This window comes from Brevundimonas sp., assembly GCF_050729455.1.
GTDB lineage: Bacteria > Pseudomonadota > Alphaproteobacteria > Caulobacterales > Caulobacteraceae > Brevundimonas.
In genome coordinates, this window is record NZ_JBOHLI010000055.1 from 1 (window position 1) to 21,291 (window position 21,291).

Below are 21,291 nucleotides of genomic sequence, written 5' to 3' on the forward strand. Positions count from 1 at the left end.
CGATGACGGCGACAGGGAGGATCGGTTTCATCGGACAGCCCCTCAACAAGACGCCCAGCCCCGGGCGCGGATGCTTACGAAAGCAGAAAGGGCGGCCCGCCTTCGCGGGCCGCCCCTGAAACCTGACCCGAAAACCGTTCGGGCGCCAGCCGTCTTAGTAACGACGCTGGCCGTTCTCCCAGTAGCATTCGGTCTGGCGGTTGTCGTAGCAGTAGTAATAACGACCCTGGTTGTCCTGATAGCGCTGCTGGTTGCGGCGGTCCTGGTTGGAGCCGCGGATCGCGCCGGCGGCGCCGCCCACCACGGCCCCGATGGCCGCGCCGGTGCCGGCGTTGCCGCCGCCGACGTTGTTGCCGATGATGGCCCCGGCCACCGCGCCGATGCCGGCGCCGATGGCGCCTTGTTTCACGGTTTCGTTGGGGCCGCCGCCGTAATAGGGGTCACTGGCGCAGGCGGTGACCAGAAGGCCGGCGCCGGCGATGGCGATGATCGCCTTGTTCATGGATCTGTCCTTCATCCGGGGTTGCTCCCCTGAAACCAGCAGAACGCGGGGCAAAGGCCCAGGTTCCGGGGTGAGAGCGACAAGCTTCACATTGCTGTGTTCGGCGCCGCCGTGCAGCGGAACCGGCCCGCCGACGAGACGTTCGCGGCCCATGACTGACGCTGCCGCGACCGCCGCCTTTCCCGATACGCCTCGCCTTACGCCCCATGTCGCGATGAAAAGAGTGACCATCCTGGTCAATCCCCTGTCCGGCGGCGTCGGACCTCAGGCCGCCGACGAGGCGGAGGCCATCCTGTCCCTCTATGATTTCGAGGCGACGGTGACGACGCTGGAGGGGGGCAGAATTTCGGACCAGATCGACGCGGCGCTGGCGGCCAGGCCCGACGTGCTGTTCGTCCTCGCCGGGGACGGCACGGCGCGAGCGGTGGCGGCGCGGGCCGGCGCCCAGGGGCCGTTGATCGCCCCCCTGCCGGGCGGGACGATGAATATGCTGCCTAAGGCCCTCTACGGCACGGCCGACTGGCGGCTGGCCCTGCGCCGGGCGCTGGAGGAGGGCGAGCGACGGCCGGTGTCCGGCGGGGTGGTCGAGGGCGAGGCCTTTTATTGCGCCGCCATCCTGGGCGCGCCCGCCCTGTGGGCGCCGGCGCGCGAGGCGATGCGGACCGGCAAGCTGAAGCTGGCCTGGATGCACGGGCGCCGCGCCCTGAAGCGCGCCTTCACCGGCCGCATTCGTTTCAGCCTGGACGGGGGCGTCAAGCGTCGGGCCGAGGCTTTGGTGCTGATCAGTCCGCTGATCTCGCGGATCATGGACGAGCCGGTCGGGCTGGAGGCGGCGGCGATGAACCTGTCGGACGCGGCCCAGGCCTTTCGTCTGGCCGCCCGCGCCCTGTTCGACGACTGGCGGCACGACGCCAATGTGACGACCAGGCCGGCGCGCTGGATCGCGGTCTCGGCCCGGTCGAAGATTCCCGCCGTGATCGACGGCGAGCCCATGCTGCTGGGCCGCGAGGCCAGCGTGACCTTCCTGCCGCGCGCCTTCATGGCCCTGGCGCCCCAACTTCCCAGGACCGGGCCTGCAGCGACGGAGGAGGGCGTTTGATGGGACGGGTGATCCAGTTCTCGGACGTGCACTTCGGCTGCGAGCACGTCCACGCCGTCGCCGCCGCGCTCGACTACGCCCATGCGACGCCGCACGACCTGGTCCTGATCACCGGCGACATCACCCAGCGCGGCCTCCCGGACGAGTTCGCCGCGGCGGGCGCGTGGATCAGGGCCATGCCTCAGCCGGTCTTCGTCACCGTCGGCAATCACGACGTGCCTTACTGGGACGTGATGGCGCGGCTGTTCTGGCCGTGGCGGGCGTTCGAGCGCGCCATCGGCCATCCGGCCCATGATCACGAGTTCCGGCACGGCCACCTGATGGTGCGCGGCGTGACCACGGCGCGCGGCTGGCAGGCGCGCGCCAACTGGTCCAAGGGGGTGATCGACCTGAACCAGACCCGCCGCGCCGCCGGAGCCTTGCGCCATGCGCCGATCGGGGCGCTGCGCATCCTGGCCTGCCACCACCCCCTGATCGAGATGATCGGCACGCCGATGACCGGCGAGGTCAAGCGCGGCGACCAGGCGGCCCTGATCTTCGCCGAGGCGGGGGTGGACCTGATCACGACCGGCCACGTCCATGTGCCGTTTGCGCTGGAGATCGACCTGTCGAATCGCTGTTCCTACGCCGTCGGCTGCGGAACCCTGTCGCATCGCGAACGCGGGGCGCCGCCGAGCTTCAACCGGATCGAATGGGACGCGCATGAGATCGTGGTGACGGCCGTGGTCTGGACCGGCAAGCGTTTTGAGGATCATCAGACCTGGCGGCTGCCGCGCCGCCAGGACACGCGTCGGGCCGAGACGGCGCCCGATCCGGCGACGCCGGGCGAGCGGGAGGCCGCGGTCGTCTGAGCCGCCGGATTTCCGGCCATGAAAAAGGCCCCGACGATCCGCCGGGGCCTCAGGCTGTTCAGGGATGCGCCGATCAGCGCCGCCGCGAACGGCTTCTTTCGGTGAAGGCCGCCGCCACCATGGTGGCCAGGGCCGGATTGCGTAGGAAGATGAAGCCCCCGGCGAGCGCCGCCGCCGCGCCCAGGAGGGGGCGGTCCTGCAACAGGTGGAAGGCGCGCATACCCAGGCTTTCCGGCTCATGCTCCTCTTCCTCCTCATGCCCGTGCGCGCGGCGCACGAAGACCAGGGCGACGATCAGGGCGATGACGGCGAAGAGGGCCGCCGTAATCGCCGCCGCCGCCAGGGACGGCACGACCAGTTCAAGCAGGTAGAAGACCGTGGCGCCGAGGGCGACCATGGCCACGAAGCCCGCGCCGGCCGCGACGAAGGTCGCCACCGCGCGATTGATCAGCCCCCGCCCGATCATCAGCGGCGACGACCGGCGATGAGCAGGCCCAGGACGAAGCCGACGCCGAGGGCGATGGCGGTGGATTGCACCGGGCGTTCCTGCACCCGTTCGACGACGTAGCGCTGGGCTTCCTCGAAGCGCTCGGCGGCCTCGTCGTAATATTCACGGCCGCGCACGCGGGCGTCGTCGTAATAGCCGCGGGCCTTTTCGCGCAGTTCCTCGCCCTGCTCGCGCAGGCGGGCCTCGGCCTCGGCGGCCTTTTCCTTCAGGCGCTGCGTTTCCTCGCGCGCGCCGGTCTTCAGATCCTCCTTGAGGGTCTTCAGGTCGTTCTTGATGTCTTCCCGAGCCTTGGTCGTGGCCATGATGCGCGCTCCGCTGGGTGTGTAAGCTTGACGATTAAATAGAGAACCCCCAGCCCGAACGCCACACCAAGGGCCAAGGTTCCTGCACTGCAGCAAGACCGGGGCCCTGATGCAAGGCCTAGCGCGCGCCGCCTTCTGGCGTCGCTCGAAACGTCGTCCTAGAACAACGTCATGACCCAATGGCTGTTCCCGCCCGCCCCGACGCCGTCCCTGCCCATCGTCGGCGATGATCGACGTTTCCCGGTTCGCCGCATCCTGTGCGTGGGCCAGAATTACGCCGCCCACGCCCGCGAAATGGGGGCCGATCCGTCCAGGCCCGCGCCCTTCTTCTTCGCCAAGCCGGCCGACGCCCTGGTCGCGGACGGGGCCGATCCGGCCTATCCCTCGGCGACGGCGAACCTGCATCACGAGGTCGAACTGGTCGTCGCCGTGGGCGGGAATGGTGACATCGCGGGCTGGGCCGTCGGCGTCGATCTGACGCGGCGCGACCTGCAAGCCGAAGCGAAGGCCAAGGGCCGGCCGTGGGAGGCGGGCAAGGCCTTCGACCAGTCGGCGCCCTGCGGCGCCCTGACGCTGGGCGCCCTGCCCGATCCGGACGCGGTCATCGAACTCAAGGTCAACGGCGAGACGCGCCAGTCGGGGCGTCTGCCGGACATGATCTGGGACCCGGCGGGCATTCTGGCCAAGGCTGGGGAGCTGTGGCGCCTGCAGCCGGGCGATCTGATCTTCACCGGCACGCCCGAGGGCGTCGGCCCTCTGGTTCCCGGCGACCGGGTCGAGGCGCGCATCGACGGCTTGGCCCCGCTCGTCTTCACGGTGAAAGCATGATCCTGCACGGCTACTGGCGCTCGGGCACCAGCTATCGCACCCGCATCGCCCTCAATCTGAAGGGGCTGGCCTATCAGACGGCGCCGGTCGATCTGCGCGCGGGCGAACAGAAGTCGGACGCCTATCTGGCGCTGAACTCGCAAGGTCTGGTTCCGGCGCTGGAGACGGACGACGGCCTGGTCCTGACCCAGAGCCCGGCCATTCTGGAATGGCTGGAAGAAATTCATCCGGATCCGGCTCTGCTGCCCTCGAACCCCGCCGACCGGGCTGTGGTGCGCGCCATGGCCGCCCTGATCGGCTGCGATATCCATCCGTTGAACAATCTACGGGTGCTGAAGGCCGTGCGCGACCTCGGCGCCGATCAGGCGGGGGTGGACGCCTGGGCCGGGCGCTGGATCCTCGACGGCTTCGCCGCGCTGGAGGCTTTGGTGGTGCGTCACGGCGAGGGCTGGTGCTTCGGCGGCGCCCCGACCCTCGCCGACTGCTACCTGATTCCGCAGCTCTATTCGGCGCGCCGTTTCAACGTCGATCTAACGGCGTTTCCGCGTCTGCTGGAGATCGAGATGCGGGCGGAGCTGCATCCGGCCTTCATTGCGGCGCACCCTGATAACCAGCCGGATGCGGATTAAGCCTGTTCGTTCACCAACGGCATTGATTTCGGTCAATCTCCCTTAAGCTTTGGCGCTGAATATCGGCGTCGTGAGATTCGCCGTCCCGCCCTCTCCGGCCGACCGGCTCGCCATCGCAGTGGTGACTGAGCCCGAACGGTCCCGACCGCTGCCCCCTGGCCAGCGGGAAGACGCCATGCGCCACCTGCTGCAGACAGCGGGCGACGCGGGCGTCGGCCTGGTCGCGACCCGGCCCGAGGGCGATGTCGAGCGCCTTCTAGGCCAGGCCTGGCCCTTCCCTTCGCCCTTCCGCGTCACCGTGCGCACCGTGCCTCTGGCCGATGGTCTGGACCGGGTCGAGGCCCGCGCCCGCCGCTCGCTGGAACGCATGGGCCTGCCGCGCGGCGACGCCGTCCTGGTGCAGAACGCCGCTGATCTGGCCGGGGCCGAGGGCCGCGCCCTGTGGGCCCGCCTGAGCGCACTGAAGGAGCGCGGCGTCTTCCGCAAGATCGGCTTCGTCGCCACCGTCGAGGACGGCCCGGCCTTGATCGCTCGCCGCTTTCAGCCCGACGTGGTGCAGGTGTCCGGCAACATCCTGGACCAGCGCGCCGCGCGCGGCGGGGTGATCGAGGCCCTGGCTGGTCAGGGAGTCGAGGTGCATCTGGCCTCGGTCTTCGCGCAAGGCCTTCTGTTCGCCAACCGCGAGAGCCTGCCGCCCGAACTGGCCGCGCACGGCATGGCCCTGTCGCGTACGCGCCGCCGTCTGGCCGAGGCGCGGGTCGATCCGATGCAGGCGGCCTTGGCCTATGCCCTCAACCTGCCCGGCGTAGCCTCGGTCATCGCCAGCGTGGCCTCGGCGGCAGAACTACGCGCCATCGTCGCCGCCTCGCACGCGGCTAAGCCCGACATCGACTGGGACGCTCTGGCCCTGGACGAGGCCCCTGCCGCCGTCGCCTCGCGCCTGCGTCTGCATGTCAGCAACGCCGCCTAAGACGGTTCAGGCGTTCCAGACGGCCTGATTGAGCGTGTCCGCACGTTTGTAGTCCTGGTCGATCAGGGCTTGCTGACGCTTTGAAATCTCTCGACCCATCGAGAGGAAGAGAGCGCCGGCAACCGCAGTGACGCCTGCCGAGACGGCGAGAGTCAGGGCGCCCAATTCAATCATGTCGGCCTTTTCGGCGACGTACATCTTGTCGCCGAAGCTGCTGCCGATCTTTCCGATCAGCACGGCCGCCCACCACCATCGCATCCGGGCGGGGTCCGACTTTCCGCGCCAGTGGTCCGGATAGGCGCTGGAACGCCATAGTTCGCTGGTGACGCCATAGGGTTTGAACAGCATGGCGAAGGGGATGAAAAACCAGGCCACCGCCCATTTCGGCTCGGTGTCGAGACGAAGGCCGAGGGCGTGGGCGTTGCTGTTCGCGCGATAGTACCAGATCAGGGTCAGGACCACGCCCAGCCAATAGCTGGCGAGACCAAGGACGCCGAAGCTGCGCATGGCCATGTCAAAGCCCGTCAGCAGGGGCGTGTCCTGCAAGACCAGGCCGTCATTGCTTATGGCCTTCAGCAGGCTCCATTCGATCGTGAACAGCACGGCCAGAACGGCCGCGACGGCCGTGTAGGTCCAGCCGAGGATCTCGACGGCGCGCCACCATCCGAGGATCGGCTGCGCGATATAGGTCTTCTTGGTCATGACTTCCCCCTAGGCGAGAGGATCATTTCTACGGTGAAGCTGCAAGCCGACGCTTGAGGCGAAGGCGCCGATCCGTCACCTTGCGCGGCGTATGAACGCGCGCCTGTCCCATCCCCCGCAAGCCGATCTGAAGCCCGATGCCGGAACGACGCCGGTCATGGCGCAATTCCTGGCGGCCAAGGCCGATCAGCCGGACGCCATCCTCTTCTTCCGCATGGGCGACTTCTATGAGTTGTTCTTTGACGACGCGGTGAAGGCGGCGGCGGCCCTGGGCATCACCCTGACCAAGCGCGGCAAGCATCAGGGCGAGGACATTCCCATGGCCGGGGTGCCGGTCCATGCCCTGGACGGCTATCTGGCGCGGCTGATCCGCATGGGCTTCAAGGTCGCCATCTGCGAACAGCTGGAGAACCCCGCCGAGGCCAAGAAGCGCGGTCACAAGGCGGTGGTGCATCGCGGGGTGGTGCGGGTGGTGACGCCGGGCACCCTGACCGAGGACAGCCTGCTGGACGCGCGCGGGGCCAACCGGCTGGCCGCGGTGGCGATCCGCAAGGGTCGCGCCGCCGTGGCCGTGGTCGAGCTGTCGGCGGGCGCGGTGGACAGCGTGGCCTGCGACCTCGGCGATCTCGGCGCGGCGCTGGCGGCCTTCCGTCCGTCGGAGGTTCTGGTCCCCGATCGTCTGTTCTCGGACGAAACCTTGAAGGGGGCGCTGGACGGTTCCGGCGGCGTGGTTCAGGCCATGCCGCAGGCCTTGGCCGAGCCGGTCGGCGCGCGCGATCGGGTGCAGCGGCTGTACGGCGTCTCGGCTCTGGACGGCTTCGGCGCCTTTGAGGAGGCCGAGGTTTCGGCGTTGGGCCTGATCGCCGCCTATCTGGAGACGACGCAGGCCGGCAAAATTCCGGCTCTGGCCCCGCCGCGCCGTTCGGGCGAGAGCGGGTTTCTGGCCATCGACCCGGCCACCCGGTTGAGCCTCGAGATCGACCGCACCCAGCGGGGCGAGCGCGACGGCAGCCTGCTGCACGGCATCGACCGCAGCGTTACCTCGGGCGGGGCGCGGGCCCTGGCGGAACGCATCTCGCGGCCCCTGCGCGACCCGGCGGCGATCAACGCCGGGCTGGACGCGGTGGAGTGGCTGCTGGAGCGACGCGACCTGCGGCGCGATCTAAGAGACGGGCTGCGCGCCTCGGCCGACGTGGCGCGGGCCACCTCGCGTCTGGCGTTGGGACGCGGCGGGCCGCGCGATCTGGCGGCCATCCGGTCGGGCCTGACGACGGCGCAGGCCCTGGCCGGGCTGTTCGCCGCCTCGACGCATGATCCCTGGGCGGGGCCGCCCGCGCGGGTTCTGGCCTGCCTTGACCGGCTGACGTTGGACGGGGAGCTGTCGCATCTGTTGGCCGATCTGGGCGACGGCCTGATGGAGGAGCCGCCGCATCTGGCGCGCGACGGCGGCTTCGTGAACCCCGGCCACCGCCCCGAACTGGACGCCGCCCGGACCCTGCGCGATGACAGCCGCCGTGTGGTCGCGGATCTGGAGGCCCGCGCCGTGGCCGAGAGCGGCGTGGCCTTCAAGGTGCGCCACAACGCCGTGCTGGGCTACTTCCTCGAGGCCTCGGCCAAGGCGGCGGAAAATCTGCTGCGGGCCGGGCCGGACAGCCCCTTCATCCACCGTCAGACCCTGGCCAATCAGGTCCGCTTCACCACGGTCGAACTGTCGGAACTGGACGCCAAGATCAGCCAGGCCGGGCATCGCGCCCTGGCCATGGAAGGCGAGACCTTCGAGACCTGGCGGCGCGAGGTGGCGCGGCTGGCGGCCCTGTTGCAGGGCGTGGCCGAGGCCCTGGCCGAACTGGACGCCCACGCCGCCCTGGCCGAATGGGCGGAAGAAGTCGGCGCCGTGCGCCCCGTGGTCGACGACAGCCTCTGCTTCGACGTCGAGGCCGGGCGTCACCCGGTGGTCGAGGCGGCGGTGACGGCGCAGGGCGACCCCTATACCCCCAACAACTGCCGCCTGGCCGGCGACGGCGCCGGGGCCTCGCGCCTGTCGATCGTCACCGGTCCGAACATGGCCGGTAAGTCGACCTTCCTGCGCCAGAACGCCCTGCTGGTGGTGCTGGCCCAGGCCGGGGCCTTTGTCCCCGCGCGCGCCATGCGCCTCGGCGTTGTCGACCGGCTGTTCAGCCGCGTCGGCGCCGGCGACGATCTGGCGCGCGGTCGTTCGACCTTCATGATGGAGATGGTCGAGACCGCCGCCATCCTGACCCAGGCCACGCCGCACAGCTTCATTGTTCTGGACGAGATCGGGCGCGGCACGGCCACCTATGACGGTCTGGCCATCGCTTGGGCCACGGCCGAGGCCCTGCACGAGACCAATCGCGCCCGCACCCTGTTCGCCACCCACTATCACGAACTGGCGCGGCTGGAGGAGCGGCTGGATCACGTCTGCAACCTGTCGATGAAGGCGCGCGAGTGGAACGGCGATCTGGTCTTCCTGCATGAGGCGGCGCCCGGCGCGGCGGACCGATCCTACGGCGTGCAGGTGGCCAAGCTGGCCGGGGTGCCGACCGCGGTCGTGGGCCGCGCCCGCGAGGTGCTGGAACGGCTGGAGAGCGAGAAGGCGGCGGCTGCGCGTCTGGACGACCTGCCCCTGTTCGCCGCCGTGGCCGAGCCCGGGCCGGTTCCGATCAGCTCGGCGCTGGATGACGCCATGGCCGGCATCGACCCGGATGAGCTGACCCCGCGCGAGGCGCTGGAGGCGCTGTATCGGCTGAAGGGCCTGTCGCGCTCGTGACCCCTCCGGCGGCCCTTGATCCACGTCTGGTTCAGGCCGCCGCGGCGCCCGATGCGCGCGCCGCCGTCACCGAGGTCCTGCGCGAAAGCTTCGCCGTCGACCGCGCCCGCGTTGCCCGGCGGCTGGAAGGCGGCGTGGACGGGGCCGAGGCGGCGCGCCTCTACGCCGCCGCTGCGGATGCGATGCTGACCAGCCTGTGGCGCATCGCCACCGAGGTGTTGCATCCGGCGCCGCAGGATCGCCTCAGCCTGCTGGCGGTCGGCGGCTATGGGCGGGGCGTCCTGGCGCCCTTTTCCGATCTGGACCTGCTGTTCCTACGCCCCGGTCAGACCGCCAGCGCCCGCGCCACGGCGGTGATCGAGTTCGTCCATTACGTCCTGTGGGACCTGGGGCTGAAGGTCGGCTCGGCCTCGCGCTCGGTCGGCGAAACCCTGGATCTGGCCCGCAGCGACATGACGGTGCGCACCACCTTGCTGGAGGCGCGGGTGCTGGTCGGCGACGCGGCTCTGGGCGAGAACCTGCTGCGGCGCTTTCGCGCCGAGACCGCCAAGGCCGATCCTCGCCCCTTCATCGCCGCCAAGATGGAGGAGCGCGACGTTCGCCTGCAGAAGGCCGGCGCCGTGCGCTATCGCGTCGAGCCCAATATCAAGGACGGTAAGGGCGGTTTGCGCGATCTGAACACCCTGTTCTGGATCGCCCGCTCGCTGGCGCCGGACAGCGAGCGCGGGCAGGCGGCGCTGGAGGGCCTGTTGAGCGCGCGCGAGCTGCGCAGCTTCCGCGAGGCCATAGGCTTCCTGTGGAGCGTGCGCATCCACCTGCATCTGGCGGCGGGCCGGGCCGAGGAGAAGCTGACCTTCGACTTCCAGCCCGAGATTGCGCGGCGCATGGGCTGGCGTGGGCGCGGCGACGAACTGGCGGTCGAGCGCTTCATGCGCCGCTATTTTCAGGTGGCGCGCGAGGTTGGCGCCCTGACCCGCGCCGTCTCGGCCCAGCTGGAGGCGCGCCAGCAGAAGAAGGCGCAAGGCCTGGCGCGCGGCCTGTCGCGGCTGATCCCCCGGCGACGGGCGAAGCTGGCCTTCGACGGTCTGGCCGTCGAGGGCGGGCGACTGACGGTGACGGGGGGCAGCGTGTTCGCCCACGACCCGGTGCGGCTGCTGCTGTTGTTCGTCGAGGCCGACCGGCTGGATCTGGACCTGCACCCCGACGCCTTCGCCGCTGTGATCCGCGCCCTGTCGCTGGTGACGCCGGCGCTGCGGCGCGACCCGCGCGCGGCCGAGGCCTTCCTGACGGTGCTGGCGCACGGCCAGCGACCCTATCGCGTCCTGTCGATCATGAACGAGACGGGCCTGCTGGGCCGCTTCCTGCCCGAATGGGGGCGGATCGTCGGCCAGACCCAGTTCAACATGTACCACGCCTATACGGTGGACGAGCACACCCTGCAGGCGGTCGGGATCATCAACGACATCGCGCGCGGCAAGCTGGAGGCCGACCACCCGGCCTCGACCGCCATCATCCACCGCATCGCCGATATCGAGGTGCTGATGCTGGCCATGCTGCTGCACGACGTGGGCAAGGGCGGCGACCGGGGCCAGCTGGAGGACGGGGCCATCGCCGCGCGCCGGGCCTGCGAGCGGCTGGGCGTCGATCCGCGCCGGATCGAGCTGGTGGTCTGGCTGGTGCGCCATCACCTGCTGATGAGCGACTATGCGCAAAAGCGCGACGTGTCCGACCCTTCGACCGTGCGGGCCTTCGCCGAGGCGGTGGGCGACCCCGAGCGTCTGCGAATGCTGATGGTCCTGACCGTGGCCGACATCCGCGCCGTTGGGCCGGGGGTGTGGAACGGCTGGAAGGGGCAGCTGATGCGCGCCCTGTTCGAGGCGACCGAGGCCCTGTTCCGCGGCGACGCGGTGACGCGCGAGGACCCGCTGATCGATCACCCGGCCCTGGTGGAGCGGGCGCGGCGCGAGGGGGCGGCGGTCGAGGCCCTGGCCGCCGAAGGGCCGCTGGAATCCACCGCGCGGGTGGCGGTGGCGGCGCTGGACCGGCCCGGCCTGTTCGCCGACCTGGCCGCGACCCTGGCCATGGCCGGGGCCGACGTGGTCGGGGCGCGTCTGGCCACCGCCGAGGACGGCACGGCGCTGGACGTGTTCGAGATCCAGGACGGGGCGGGCGAGGCCTATGGCCGGCGCGAGCCGCGACGGCTGGCCATTCTGGTCAAGGCGCTGGAGCGGGCGGCGCAGAAGGGGGCGCGAACCTCGGCGGTCGAGACCCCGCGCGTCAGCGCCCGCCGCGCCGTGTTCGAGGTGCGCCCGGTGGTGCGCATCGACACGGAAACGGGCGCCAGCGCCGTGGTGGTCGAGGTCTCTGGCGCCGACCGGCCCGGCCTGCTGGCCGATCTGGCGCGGACCATTTCGGCCCACGGCTACTCGACCCGTTCAGCCCACGTGGCCAGCTTCGGCGAGCGGGCGGTGGACGGCTTCTACATCACCGACGCGGACGGGGCGAAGCCGAGCGACGCGGCGCGGCTGGAGGGGCTGAAGGCCGGGCTGCTGGAGGTTCTGGACCGGGCGCCGCAAGGACCGGCGGGGCGTCGGATCACGCCGGTGCGGGCCAGCGTGCGCGACGTCTCCGATCTGGAAGGCGAGATCGGACGCAAGCCCATATCCAGCGGGTCGCGGGCGCGCTAAGGCGTTTGTCTGGGCGAGCACAGAGACAGCCGTGAACGACAAGACCGATCCCATCGAACCGGCCGCGCCGATCTCCGCCGCCAACGCCACGGTCGAGCCGATCGTTCAGCCGCCCGCCGCCTCGACGACGCTGGACGGCGACGCGCCCAAAACGGGGGGCGTTATGCGCTCCTCGGCCATCTTCAGCGCCATGACCCTGCTCAGCCGACTGGCCGGGTTCGCGCGCGACGTGGTGATCTCGGCGGCGCTGGGGGCCTCGGCGGGACCGGCGGCGGACGCCTACAACACCGCCCTGAACTTCCCCAACCTGTTCCGCCGCATCTTCGCCGAAGGGGCCTTCGCCGCCGCCTTCGTCCCGGCCTACGCCAAGACGCTGAAGACCGAGGGCGAGGCCGTGGCCGATCAGGTCGCCACCGACGCCCTGGCCGCCGTCGCCGCCGTGACGGTGGTCCTGACCATTGTCGCCCAGCTGACGATGCCGTGGCTGATGACGGTCATCAACATCGGCTTCCTGGACGATCCGGCGCGCTTCAAGTTGGCGGTGATCCTGACCCAGATCACTATGCCCTACCTGCCCTGCATGGCCGTGGCGGCCCTGCTGAACGGAGTGCTGAACGCGCGCGGGCGCTTCATCGTCTCGGGCGCCTATCCCATCCTGCTCAACCTGATCATGCTGGCGGCCGTCATCCCGGTGCAAGGGGGGCAGATCCAGTCCGCCTACGCCGCCTCCTGGGCGGTTCTGGTGGCCGGTTTCGCCCAGGCGGGCCTGTGCTGGTGGGCCGCGCGCAAGGCCGGGGCCAACATCCGTCTGACCCTGCCCAAGCTGACCCCGGCGGTGAAGGCCATCGTCATCACCGCTATCCCGGCGGTGATCGGCAACAGCGCCACCCAGATCAACGTCTTCATCTCGCAGAACCTGTCCAGCTTCGTGGCGGGCGGGCGCACCTGGCTGGCCACGGCGGACCGGCTGTATCAGCTGCCGCTGGGCCTGGTCGGCGTCGCCATCGGCATCGCCCTCTTGCCGCGCCTGTCGGCGGCGGTGGCGTCTCAGGATCACGCCCAGCAGCAGGCCTCGATGGACGAGGCGACGGTCCTGTCCATGGCCCTGACCCTGCCCGCTGCGGCGGCCCTGATGGCCATGCCCCATTTCCTGATCGACGCCCTGTTCACGCGCGGCGCCTTCCTCCAGGTCGACGCCGTCAACACGGCCCAGGCCCTGTTCCAGTTCGGCTGGGGCGTGCCGGCCTTCGTCTTGATCCGCATCCTGGCCCCGGCCTTCTTCGCGCGCGGCGACACCCGGCGTCCCATGACCTTCGCACTGGTGTCGGTGGCCGTGAACGCGGTGCTGGCCATCGCCCTGTTCAACTTCGGCATGGGCATCTCGGGCATCGCGGCGGCGGTCAGCGCCTCGGCCTGGGTCAATGTCCTCTTGCTTGGCGCGACCCTGTGGCGGCGCGGCCATTACCGCCCCGGTCCGGCGGCGGCGTCGCGGCTGGCGCGCATCCTGCTGGCCAGCATCGGCCTGGGGTTGGTGGTCGGCGTCGCCTCCTGGGCGCGGCCCATGCTGCAGGCCCCGGTCGAAGCCCTGCTGGGCGCGCTCGGCACGGATCACGGCGCCAAGGAGCTGACCCTGCTAGCCGTCGTGGCGGCGGGCGGCCTGACCTATGTGATCCTGGCCTTCGCCACCCGCGCGGTCACCGTCGCCGAGGTCAAGGGCCTGCTGCGTCGGGGGCGGTAAGCTTGCCCTTCGCGTCTCGAACCGATAAGCGCGAAGGCATGGCTCATTCGGGACACCCTTTCGTCGCCCGTCGATGGCGCGGCTGACTGTTCACCGCACGACCCCGCGCGCCTGCGCGCGCGCCGAATCCAGCCTCTTCGAGTCCCGAGAAATCACCCATGACTGATCAGACCCCGGCCCCCTACACCGGTCCGCGCCGCATCCTGTCCGGCATCCAGGCCTCCGGCGCCCTGCATCTGGGCAACTACCTGGGCGCCCTGAAGCGCTTCACCGAGCTGCAGGACACGGGCGCGCCCCTGTTCGTCTTCGTCGCCGACATGCACGCCATCACCGTCTGGCAGGAGCCCGAGAAGCTGGCGGCCCAGACGCGCGAGATCGCGGCGGCCTATCTGGCCTCGGGGCTGGACCCGGCCAAGGCGACCATCTTCCCGCAGTCAGCGGTGCCGGCTCACGCCGAACTGGCCTGGATCTTCAACTGCGTCGCCCGCCTCGGCTGGCTGGACCGGATGACCCAGTTCAAGGAGAAGTCGGGCAAGCACAAGGAACGCTCCAGCGTCGGCCTCTACACCTATCCGGTGCTGCAGGCGGCGGACATCCTGCTCTACAAGGCGACCGAGGTGCCGGTCGGAGAGGACCAGAAACAGCATCTGGAGCTGACCCGCGACATCGCCGCCAAGTTCAACAACGACTTCGGCGTGCCGGGCTTCTTCCCCCAGCCGGAGCCCCTGATCCAGGGACCAGGCACGCGCGTCATGAGCCTGCGCGACGGGTCGGCCAAGATGTCCAAGTCCGATCCGTCGGACCTGTCGCGCATCAACCTGACCGACGACGCCGACACCATCGCCGCCAAGATCAAGAAGGCCAAATCGGACATGGATGTCCTGCCTGACACGGTCGAGGGCCTGGACGGTCGGCCCGAGGCCAAGAACCTGGTGGCCATCTACGCCGCCCTGTCGGACACGACGCGCGAGGCCGTCCTGGCCGAGTTCGGCGGTCAGGGCTTCGGCTCGTTCAAGCCGAAGTTGGCCGAGCTGGCGGTCACCTCCATGGCCCCGGTCACCGCCGAGATGCGCCGCCTGATGGCCGACCCGGCCGAGATCGACCGCGCCCTGACCGTCGGCGCCGAGCGCGCCCGCGAGGTGGCCCAGCCGGTGGTGGACGAGGTCAAGAAGGTCGTCGGCTTCTGGCAGGGCTGATCGGCCGTTTTCGGACGTGACGGCGCCGCGGCGGGTTTCGCCACTGGGCCTTCGCGCCTAGATCCTCGGTCATGACCCATCCTCTTGATCGCGCCGTCTTCAACGCCCTGACGACGCGCCTGTCCCGGTTCACGACGGCGGATTCCGGGCCGGACGCCGTGCGCCTCGATCCCGAGGTGGGCGTCTTTCTGGCGGCGGCTGATGATACGGCGCAGAGCCGCAAGGCCCTGGCCGAGCTGGCGCGGCGATACCCCGGCGCCGGACTGGTCGAGCGCGAGGGCGGGCCGATGGCCGGGGTCTTGCCCGAGGGAGCGCCCATCGCGGCTCAGGTCGCTCTCGTGCAGATGACGGCGACGGCCCTGACGCCGGTCGGGCCGGGCGCCGCGCCGCTGGACGATGTGATCGAGGTGCTGGGCGAGGCGGACGCCCCGGCCATGCTGGCGCTGGCCACGCTGACGCGGCCGGGCCCCTTCCGCTCGCGCACCCGCGAACTGGGCCCCTTCATCGGCATCAAGCAGGACGGCGAACTGGTGGCCATGGCGGGACGGCGGCTGCGCGTCGACGGCTTCACCGAGCTGAGCGGGGTCTGCACCCACCCGGATCATCGCGGCAAGGGCTACGCCGCCGCCCTGTCCCGCGTGGTGGTCAGCGAGATTCTGGCGACGGGGGAGGCGGCCTTCCTGCACGCCTTCGCCGATCACGCGGCGACGATCGCCTTCTATCAGGGGCTCGGTTTTCAGAGCCGGGCGCGCATGATCTATACCTCGTTGGGCGAGGGCTAGAGGAGACGGCAGATGAGCGGACACGGCGCGACGGTGGAATGGACGCGGGGCGATCAGGCCTTCGTCGACAAGCGATACAGCCGCGCCCACGTCTGGCGCTTCGACGGCGGGGCGGTGGTGCCCGGCTCCTCGGCGCCCTCGGGCGTGCCCGTCCCCTTGTCTGACCCGACGGCGGTGGACCCGGAGGAGGCCATGATCGCCTCCCTGTCCAGCTGTCATATGCTGTGGTTCCTGGCCTTCGCCGCCAACGCCGGTCTGACGGTTGACCGCTATCTGGACGAGGCCTCGGGCGAGCTGGACAAGAATGAGGCGGGCAAGCGCTATCTGGCCCGCGTCGCCCTGAACCCGGTGACGACCTTCGCGGGCCGCCAGCCCGATCAGGCCGAGCTGGACGCTCTGCACCACGCCGCGCACGAGCACTGCGACATGGCCCATACGGTGCGGTCCGAGATCACGGTCACGGCCCGTCTGGGCTGATCGTCCTGGGCTGATCGTCAGGCGTCCGGCGCCACGTCCTTGAGGAAGGCGGTGAAGCGGCGCAGGGCCTCCAGCGTCAGTTCGGGGTCGTGGCGCATCGGGCCGTTGCTGGTCGGTTCGTCGAAGGCGTGGGTGCCCTCGGCGATCCAGCTTTCGACCTCGGAGCCGCAGTTGCGGATCATGGCGTTGACCCGTTCGGCGTTCGACACCGTGGTCAGGTGGTCTTTCTTGGCCGTCAGGGCCAGGACGCGCGGACAGTGCCGCCACGGCTTCATCTTGTTGAAGGCCCAGGCCCCGACATAGGGGTAGGCCAGCCACACCGCCTTGACCCCCGACAGGTCGGTGGCGCCGGGATCGGCCACGCCCATCCGGCCCGGTTGCGGGTCCTCGCTCATCATCTCCATGATCGACCAGCCGCCGTGGCTCCAGCCGGCCAGCGACAGCAGGGCCGGATCGACGTCGGGGCGTTGCGAGACGCCCTTGATGGCGGCCAGCAGGTCGCCCGCCCGCTCATAGCCGCGCAACACCAGACCGGTGCAGACCGTGGTCAGGGTGAAGGCGCGGTTCCAGCCGCGCGGGCCGTAGGAATCGACGATGAAGGCGCGCCAGCCCGCCGCCTTGGCCGCCTCGGCGTAGCGCGGCAGGTGGTCCCGCAGCCCGCCGCAGCCGTGGAACAGCAGCACCGCCGGGCGCGGTTGGTCGTCATCGGGTCCGACCACGGTCACGTGCGGTTCGAGCATGGCCCAGCGGGCGTCGAGCGTATCCATGGGTCTAACTTAGAGCGTCGAAGTTCTGAAGAAAGGGGGTCTTGCGGTTTCGATATATCGATATATCTATGCGGAAGTTCGATATATCTAAGTGAAAGAAGAGAGAACGATATGAGAGGATCCAAGGGGATCGAAAAATCAGGTCATGGCTTTGGACGCGGCCGTCACGGCGGCCACGGAACGGGTCACGGCTTCGGCCGGGGCGGGCACAGCCGCCACATGCGGCCCGAGGGCAGGGACGGCGAAGGCCGGATGCGCGGCGGTCGCCACGGGCGACGCGGCGGTGGCGGACGGATGTTCGAGCACGGCGCCCTGCGCTGGGTGCTGCTGTCGATGATCGCCGACAAGCCCAGCCACGGTTATGAGCTGATCAAGGAGATCGAAAGCCGCATGGGCGGGACCTACGCCCCCAGCCCCGGCGTCATCTATCCCAGCCTGGCCCTGCTGGAGGATATGGGCGCGGTCAGCGTCGCCGCCGAGGGCGGCAAGAAGCGCTACGCCGTCACCGACGAGGGTCGCCGTCTGCTGACGGAGAACGCCGAGGCCCTGGCCCACATCGAGATGAAGATGAAGGCTCTGCGCGGACGCCCCGACCGGCCCGCCCGCATCGCCCAGGCCATCGAGGCCCTGCGCAACGCCACCCATCTGCGCCTGACCCAGGAGCCGCCGCTGACCGAGGCCCAGGTCGAGGCCATCGCCGACCTGCTGGAGGCCGCCGCCGAAAAGGTGCGTCAGGCATGACCGAGGCCCTTCTGCGCCAGCCGCGCCGGGTTCGGCACGAGCTGAAATTCCGCCGCGCTCGCGTCGAGGCGGTCGAGCAGCTGACGCCGGTGCTGAAGCGCATCGTCCTGACCGGCGAGGAACTGGAAGGCTTCTTCAGCCCCGGCTTCGACGATCATGTGAAGATCTTTCCGACGCCGCGCGGCCAGGCTGTGGTCCTGCCCACGCTTGGGCCGGACGGACCGGTCTTTCCGGAGCCGAAACGGACGGCGCGCGACTACACCCCGCGCGCCTTCGACGCCGCGAACCGGCGGCTGACCATCGACTTTGCGGTCGGTCACGGCGGCCCGGCCACGGTCTGGGCCGAGGACGCCCGCCCCGGCGACGAACTGGGACTGGGCGGACCGCGCGGCTCCTTCCTGATCCCGACCAGCTTCGCCGAACACCTGCTGGTCGGCGACGAGGCGGCCGTCCCCGCCATCGCCCGACGGCTGGAGGAACTGCCGGCCAGCGCCCGCGCCGTCGCCTGCATCGAGGTGGTCGACGCCTCGGGCGAACTGGCCCTGTCCAGCGCAGCCGAGGTCGAGATCGTCTGGGTCCACCGCAACGGCGGCCCGCGCGGCCGGGCTGAGGCCCTGACGGCGGCGGCGGTCGCGGCCGCGCAGCGGATCGATCCGAGCGACGCCTATGTCTGGGTCGCCTGCGAGTCCTCGGTCGCCCGTTCCATGCGCGCCGCCCTGCTGGCCGCCCGCGCCTTCAACCCGAAATGGATGAAGGTCGCCGGCTACTGGCGTCTGGGCCGCGCCGGCTCGCACGAGGTGATCGAGGACTGAGAGCCAGACCTCAAACGTAAAAAAGGGCGCTGCCGACGACCGGCAGCGCCCTCTTCGTTCGCGCTCAAGCAGCGGGCGACCGCGTCGCCCGCGTTAGCGCTCTTCCAGTTTAATGCCGGAACACGCGTGTTCCGGTGAAGGCCATGGCGATGTTGTTCTCGTCGGCGGCGGCGATGACCTCGGCGTCGCGCATCGAACCGCCCGGCTGGATCACCGCCGTGGCGCCGGCGGCGATGGCTTCCAGCAGGCCGTCGGCGAAGGGGAAGAAGGCTTCGGACGCGCAGGCGGACCCTTGCGCCAGCGAGTGGGCCAGGCCCTTGGCCTCACCGGCTTCCTTGGCGCGGATGGCGGCGATGCGAGCGCTGTCGCGACGGTTCATCTGGCCGGCGCCGATGCCCGCCGTCTGGCCGTCCTTGGCGTAGACGATGGCGTTGGACTTGACGTGCTTGGCCACGGTGAAGGCGAACAGCATGTCCTGGATCTCGGTCGGCGTCGGCTGGCGGCGCGTGACGATCTTCAGGTCCTCAGGCTTGATCAGGCTGCGGTCGCGCGACTGCACCAGGAAGCCGCCGGCGACCGAGCGGAACACCTCGCCCGCGCCGTGGGGGTTGGGCAGGCCGTCGGTGATCAGCAGGCGCAGGTTCTTCTTGGCGGCGAAGACGGCCTCGGCCTCTTCGTCCGCGCCGGGGGCGATGACGACCTCGGTGAAGATGTCGGTGATGGCGCGGGCGTCGTCGCCGTTCAGCGGGCGGTTGACGGCGATGACGCCGCCGAAGGCCGACACCGCGTCGCATTCCAGCGCGCGGGCGTAGGCTTCCGACAGGGTGTTTCCGACGGCCACGCCGCAGGGGTTGGCGTGCTTGACGATGACGCAGGCCGGGGCCTCGAACTCGGCCACCAGCTCATAGGCGGCGTCGGCGTCGGCGATGTTGTTGTAGCCCAGCTCCTTGCCCTGGATCTGGGTCGCATAGGCGACGCCCGGACGCTTCTCGCCGGTGCGGTAGAAGGCACCGGTCTGGTGCGGGTTTTCGCCGTAGCGCAGGGTCTGGGCCAGCGAGCCGGCGATCGACTTGCGCGCCGGAGCGGCGTCGTTCAGCTGACCGGCGAACCACGACGCGACGGCGGCGTCATAGGCGGCGGTGCGGGCGAAGGCGCGGGCGGCCAGTTGCTTGCGCAGGTTGAGCGAGGTCGAGCCGTCGGCCTTCAGCGCCTCGACGATCAGGCCGATGCTGATCGAGTCGACGGCGACGGCGACGTGGCCGTGGTTCTTGCTGCCCGAGCGGATCATGGCCGGGCCGCCGATGTCGATGTTCTCGATGGCCGCTTCAAAGCCGCCGCCGGATTCCACCGTCTTCTCGAAGGGGTAGAGGTCGATCCAGACGATGTCGATGGCGCCGATCTTGTGCTCGGTCATGGCGGCGGCGTGGGCCGGGGCGTTACGCACGCCCAGGAGGCCGCCGTGGACGACGGGGTGCAGGGTCTTGACCCGGCCGTCCATCATTTCCGGGAAGCCGGTCAGATCGGCGACGTCCTTGACCGGCAGGCCATAGCCCGCGATCGTCGCCTTGGTGCCGCCGGTCGAGACCAGCTCGACGCCGAGGCCGGCGAGCGTGCGCGCGGCCTCCTCCAGCCCCGCCTTGTCCGACAATGAGATCAGGGCGCGGACGGGTTTGATCGCGTCCGGGGCGGGCGGAAAGTCGGGAGCGGCGGGCATGGGCGGCGTCCGTTAACAGCTGGGGCGGGGAGATGGCGCGGCCTCTAGCACCATCGACCGCCCGCGTCAGCCCGCGCCGCCCAATTCCCTGGCTGTCTAGTGCGGATCGCCCGCCGCGCCGGCCGGGCTCAGCTTCCAGCGGATCCTGGTGTCGGCGTCGGTGCGGGCGGAGCCGCGGACGACGATCTGGAGGGAGCGCCGGGTCAGGCCCTCGTCGACGTGGACGGCGGGTTCGATGGCCACGTCGGGGCCGTCGCTGCGGAACCACCAACCGCGTCCCGAATGGCCGCGCAGCAGGATGGAGCGACGGTCGCGGGCCAGCGAGGCCTGCACCCCGGGCTCCAGCTGGAAGCGCAAGGCGTAGGGGGCGGCGATGGCGCGGACCACGTCGGGGCGGCCTTCCGGCGGATGCAGGCGCTCCTCGCCGCGCAGTTCGTCCAGACGCTGATCCAGATAGAGGCGGCGCTGATGCATCAGGCCGTATTGGGGCATCCAGCCGTCGTGCTCGACCTCCAGCCAGACGGCGCCCTCGCCCTCCTGATACTGGCGGGTGACGTGCAGGGTCGGGCCGACCAGACGCGGGCCCAGCAGCTCGGCCTTCCAGCCGGACAGGGGTTCGCCCAGCGGCTGCTCGCCCAGCGTCAGCGTCGAGGCGCCCGGCGTCAGGCGCAGGGCCTGACGGTCCAGGGCGCGCGGGGTCCAGCCGGCCGAGGTGAACAAACGGTCGCGGCCGCAGACGACCTCCAGCGCGGCGGGCTGGCCGCAGGCGGCGGCCGACCAGGGGCCGCGCGCCGGGGCCTCGACGTCGGTCATGACGGTCAGCAGGGGGCTGGAGATGCGGACCAGACCGCCGACCGCGCCGCTGGGCGGGGGGGCGGGGGTTTCGTCATGGGCGCGGGCGACGGCGACGCGCTCGGGCGTCGAGGGCCCGCCGCCCTGGAAGGCGGCCAGCCGGCCGTCGGGCAGGGCCAGGACGCGAAGACTGGCGGTCAGGCGCGAGATGGCGGCGGCCACCGGTTCGGGCGTCGGCTCGGACAGCTGGGCCAGGGCGTCGTCCAGGGTCAGCAGGTCGAGCAGCAGCTCCAGACCCATTTCCGGGGCGCGGGCGGCGTGATGGCCGTCGGCGGCGACGGCGGCCTCCAAGGCGGCGGGCAGGCGCTTCAGCGCGGCGCGGCGCAGACCGGCCCCGGCCTTGCCC

At 70.5% G+C, this 21,291-nt stretch carries 20 protein-coding genes; 13 read left to right on the top strand and 7 right to left on the bottom strand.

Going from position 1 to position 21,291, the window contains the following annotated elements; translation table 11 throughout:
- Positions 1-154: 154 nt before the first annotated feature.
- Positions 155-502, bottom strand: a complete 348-nt coding sequence (locus ACREEF_RS12990) for a YMGG-like glycine zipper-containing protein (RefSeq protein ID WP_431565993.1) — start codon at positions 500-502, stop codon at positions 155-157.
- 151 nt (positions 503-653) lie between these two features.
- Between ACREEF_RS12990 and ACREEF_RS12995 the strand changes: the two genes are divergently transcribed.
- Together ACREEF_RS12995 and ACREEF_RS13000 are read left to right on the top strand one after the other, a co-directional pair.
- Positions 654-1,601 (top strand): diacylglycerol/lipid kinase family protein, encoded by a 948-nt coding sequence (locus ACREEF_RS12995; RefSeq protein ID WP_431565994.1) that lies wholly within the window; start codon positions 654-656, stop codon positions 1,599-1,601.
- On the top strand, positions 1,601-2,452 hold the full coding sequence (locus ACREEF_RS13000; RefSeq protein ID WP_431565995.1) for a metallophosphoesterase family protein: 852 nt from the start codon (positions 1,601-1,603) through the stop codon (positions 2,450-2,452). The genes ACREEF_RS12995 and ACREEF_RS13000 overlap by 1 nt, the downstream gene beginning before the upstream one ends.
- 73 nt (positions 2,453-2,525) lie before the next feature.
- Here ACREEF_RS13000 and ACREEF_RS13005 read toward each other — a convergent pair whose 3' ends face one another.
- Together ACREEF_RS13005 and ACREEF_RS13010 are read right to left on the bottom strand one after the other, a co-directional pair.
- Complete coding sequence (locus ACREEF_RS13005; protein WP_431565996.1) at positions 2,526-2,918, bottom strand: hypothetical protein; 393 nt, start codon at positions 2,916-2,918, stop codon at positions 2,526-2,528.
- The gene (locus ACREEF_RS13010; RefSeq protein ID WP_431565997.1) at positions 2,918-3,262 is read right to left on the bottom strand and encodes a DUF883 family protein; all 345 of its coding nucleotides are present in this window, start codon (positions 3,260-3,262) and stop codon (positions 2,918-2,920) included. The genes ACREEF_RS13005 and ACREEF_RS13010 overlap by 1 nt, the downstream gene beginning before the upstream one ends.
- Before the next feature lie 171 nt (positions 3,263-3,433).
- On the opposite strand from ACREEF_RS13010, the gene ACREEF_RS13015 reads away from it, so the two are divergent.
- From ACREEF_RS13015 to ACREEF_RS13025, 3 genes are all read left to right on the top strand, one after another.
- Entirely contained in the window at positions 3,434-4,090 is a 657-nt protein-coding gene (locus tag ACREEF_RS13015) for a fumarylacetoacetate hydrolase family protein (RefSeq protein WP_431565998.1), read from the top strand.
- Positions 4,087-4,719 (top strand): maleylacetoacetate isomerase, encoded by a 633-nt coding sequence (maiA, locus tag ACREEF_RS13020; protein ID WP_431565999.1) that lies wholly within the window; start codon positions 4,087-4,089, stop codon positions 4,717-4,719. The genes ACREEF_RS13015 and maiA overlap by 4 nt, the downstream gene beginning before the upstream one ends.
- Before the next feature lie 70 nt (positions 4,720-4,789).
- The gene (locus ACREEF_RS13025) at positions 4,790-5,689 is read left to right on the top strand and encodes an aldo/keto reductase (protein WP_431566000.1); all 900 of its coding nucleotides are present in this window, start codon (positions 4,790-4,792) and stop codon (positions 5,687-5,689) included.
- Between the two features lie 6 nt (positions 5,690-5,695).
- Here ACREEF_RS13025 and ACREEF_RS13030 read toward each other — a convergent pair whose 3' ends face one another.
- The gene (locus ACREEF_RS13030; RefSeq protein WP_431566001.1) at positions 5,696-6,391 is read right to left on the bottom strand and encodes a DUF4328 domain-containing protein; all 696 of its coding nucleotides are present in this window, start codon (positions 6,389-6,391) and stop codon (positions 5,696-5,698) included.
- A gap of 91 nt (positions 6,392-6,482) precedes the next feature.
- On the opposite strand from ACREEF_RS13030, the gene mutS reads away from it, so the two are divergent.
- The 6 genes from mutS (at position 6,483) to ACREEF_RS13060 (ending at position 16,059) form a co-directional block, all read left to right on the top strand.
- Positions 6,483-9,179: a DNA mismatch repair protein MutS gene (gene mutS / locus ACREEF_RS13035; protein WP_431566002.1), complete on the top strand. Its 2,697-nt coding sequence runs from the start codon at positions 6,483-6,485 to the stop codon at positions 9,177-9,179.
- Entirely contained in the window at positions 9,176-11,866 is a 2,691-nt protein-coding gene (gene glnD / locus ACREEF_RS13040; RefSeq protein WP_431566003.1) for a [protein-PII] uridylyltransferase, read from the top strand. The genes mutS and glnD overlap by 4 nt, the downstream gene beginning before the upstream one ends.
- Before the next feature lie 31 nt (positions 11,867-11,897).
- A complete protein-coding gene (gene murJ, locus ACREEF_RS13045; RefSeq protein WP_431566004.1) occupies positions 11,898-13,604 on the top strand; it encodes a murein biosynthesis integral membrane protein MurJ in 1,707 nt (568 codons plus the stop codon).
- Positions 13,605-13,762: 158 nt separating this feature from the next.
- Positions 13,763-14,800 (top strand): tryptophan--tRNA ligase, encoded by a 1,038-nt coding sequence (gene trpS, locus ACREEF_RS13050; RefSeq protein ID WP_431566005.1) that lies wholly within the window; start codon positions 13,763-13,765, stop codon positions 14,798-14,800.
- 71 nt (positions 14,801-14,871) lie between these two features.
- Positions 14,872-15,582 carry a GNAT family N-acetyltransferase gene (locus tag ACREEF_RS13055; RefSeq protein WP_431566006.1) on the top strand — a complete coding sequence of 237 codons (711 nt, stop codon included), beginning with the start codon at positions 14,872-14,874 and terminating at the stop codon, positions 15,580-15,582.
- A 12-nt stretch (positions 15,583-15,594) separates the two neighbouring features.
- The gene (locus ACREEF_RS13060; RefSeq protein WP_431566007.1) at positions 15,595-16,059 is read left to right on the top strand and encodes an OsmC family protein; all 465 of its coding nucleotides are present in this window, start codon (positions 15,595-15,597) and stop codon (positions 16,057-16,059) included.
- A gap of 17 nt (positions 16,060-16,076) precedes the next feature.
- On the opposite strand, the gene ACREEF_RS13065 is transcribed toward ACREEF_RS13060, so the two are convergent.
- Positions 16,077-16,826, bottom strand: a complete 750-nt coding sequence (locus tag ACREEF_RS13065; RefSeq protein ID WP_431566008.1) for a dienelactone hydrolase family protein — start codon at positions 16,824-16,826, stop codon at positions 16,077-16,079.
- A 111-nt stretch (positions 16,827-16,937) separates the two neighbouring features.
- Here ACREEF_RS13065 and ACREEF_RS13070 point away from each other — a divergent pair, with 111 nt between their 5' ends.
- Together ACREEF_RS13070 and ACREEF_RS13075 are read left to right on the top strand one after the other, a co-directional pair.
- Positions 16,938-17,567: a PadR family transcriptional regulator gene (locus ACREEF_RS13070; protein WP_431566009.1), complete on the top strand. Its 630-nt coding sequence runs from the start codon at positions 16,938-16,940 to the stop codon at positions 17,565-17,567.
- Positions 17,564-18,379 (top strand): siderophore-interacting protein, encoded by an 816-nt coding sequence (locus tag ACREEF_RS13075; RefSeq protein ID WP_431566010.1) that lies wholly within the window; start codon positions 17,564-17,566, stop codon positions 18,377-18,379. The genes ACREEF_RS13070 and ACREEF_RS13075 overlap by 4 nt, the downstream gene beginning before the upstream one ends.
- A 109-nt stretch (positions 18,380-18,488) precedes the next feature.
- On the opposite strand, the gene purH is transcribed toward ACREEF_RS13075, so the two are convergent.
- Together purH and ACREEF_RS13085 are read right to left on the bottom strand one after the other, a co-directional pair.
- On the bottom strand, positions 18,489-20,093 hold the full coding sequence (purH, locus tag ACREEF_RS13080; protein WP_431566011.1) for a bifunctional phosphoribosylaminoimidazolecarboxamide formyltransferase/IMP cyclohydrolase: 1,605 nt from the start codon (positions 20,091-20,093) through the stop codon (positions 18,489-18,491).
- A gap of 96 nt (positions 20,094-20,189) precedes the next feature.
- On the bottom strand, positions 20,190-21,291 hold a 1,102-nt coding region (locus ACREEF_RS13085), incomplete at its 5' end, for a heparinase II/III domain-containing protein (protein ID WP_431566012.1).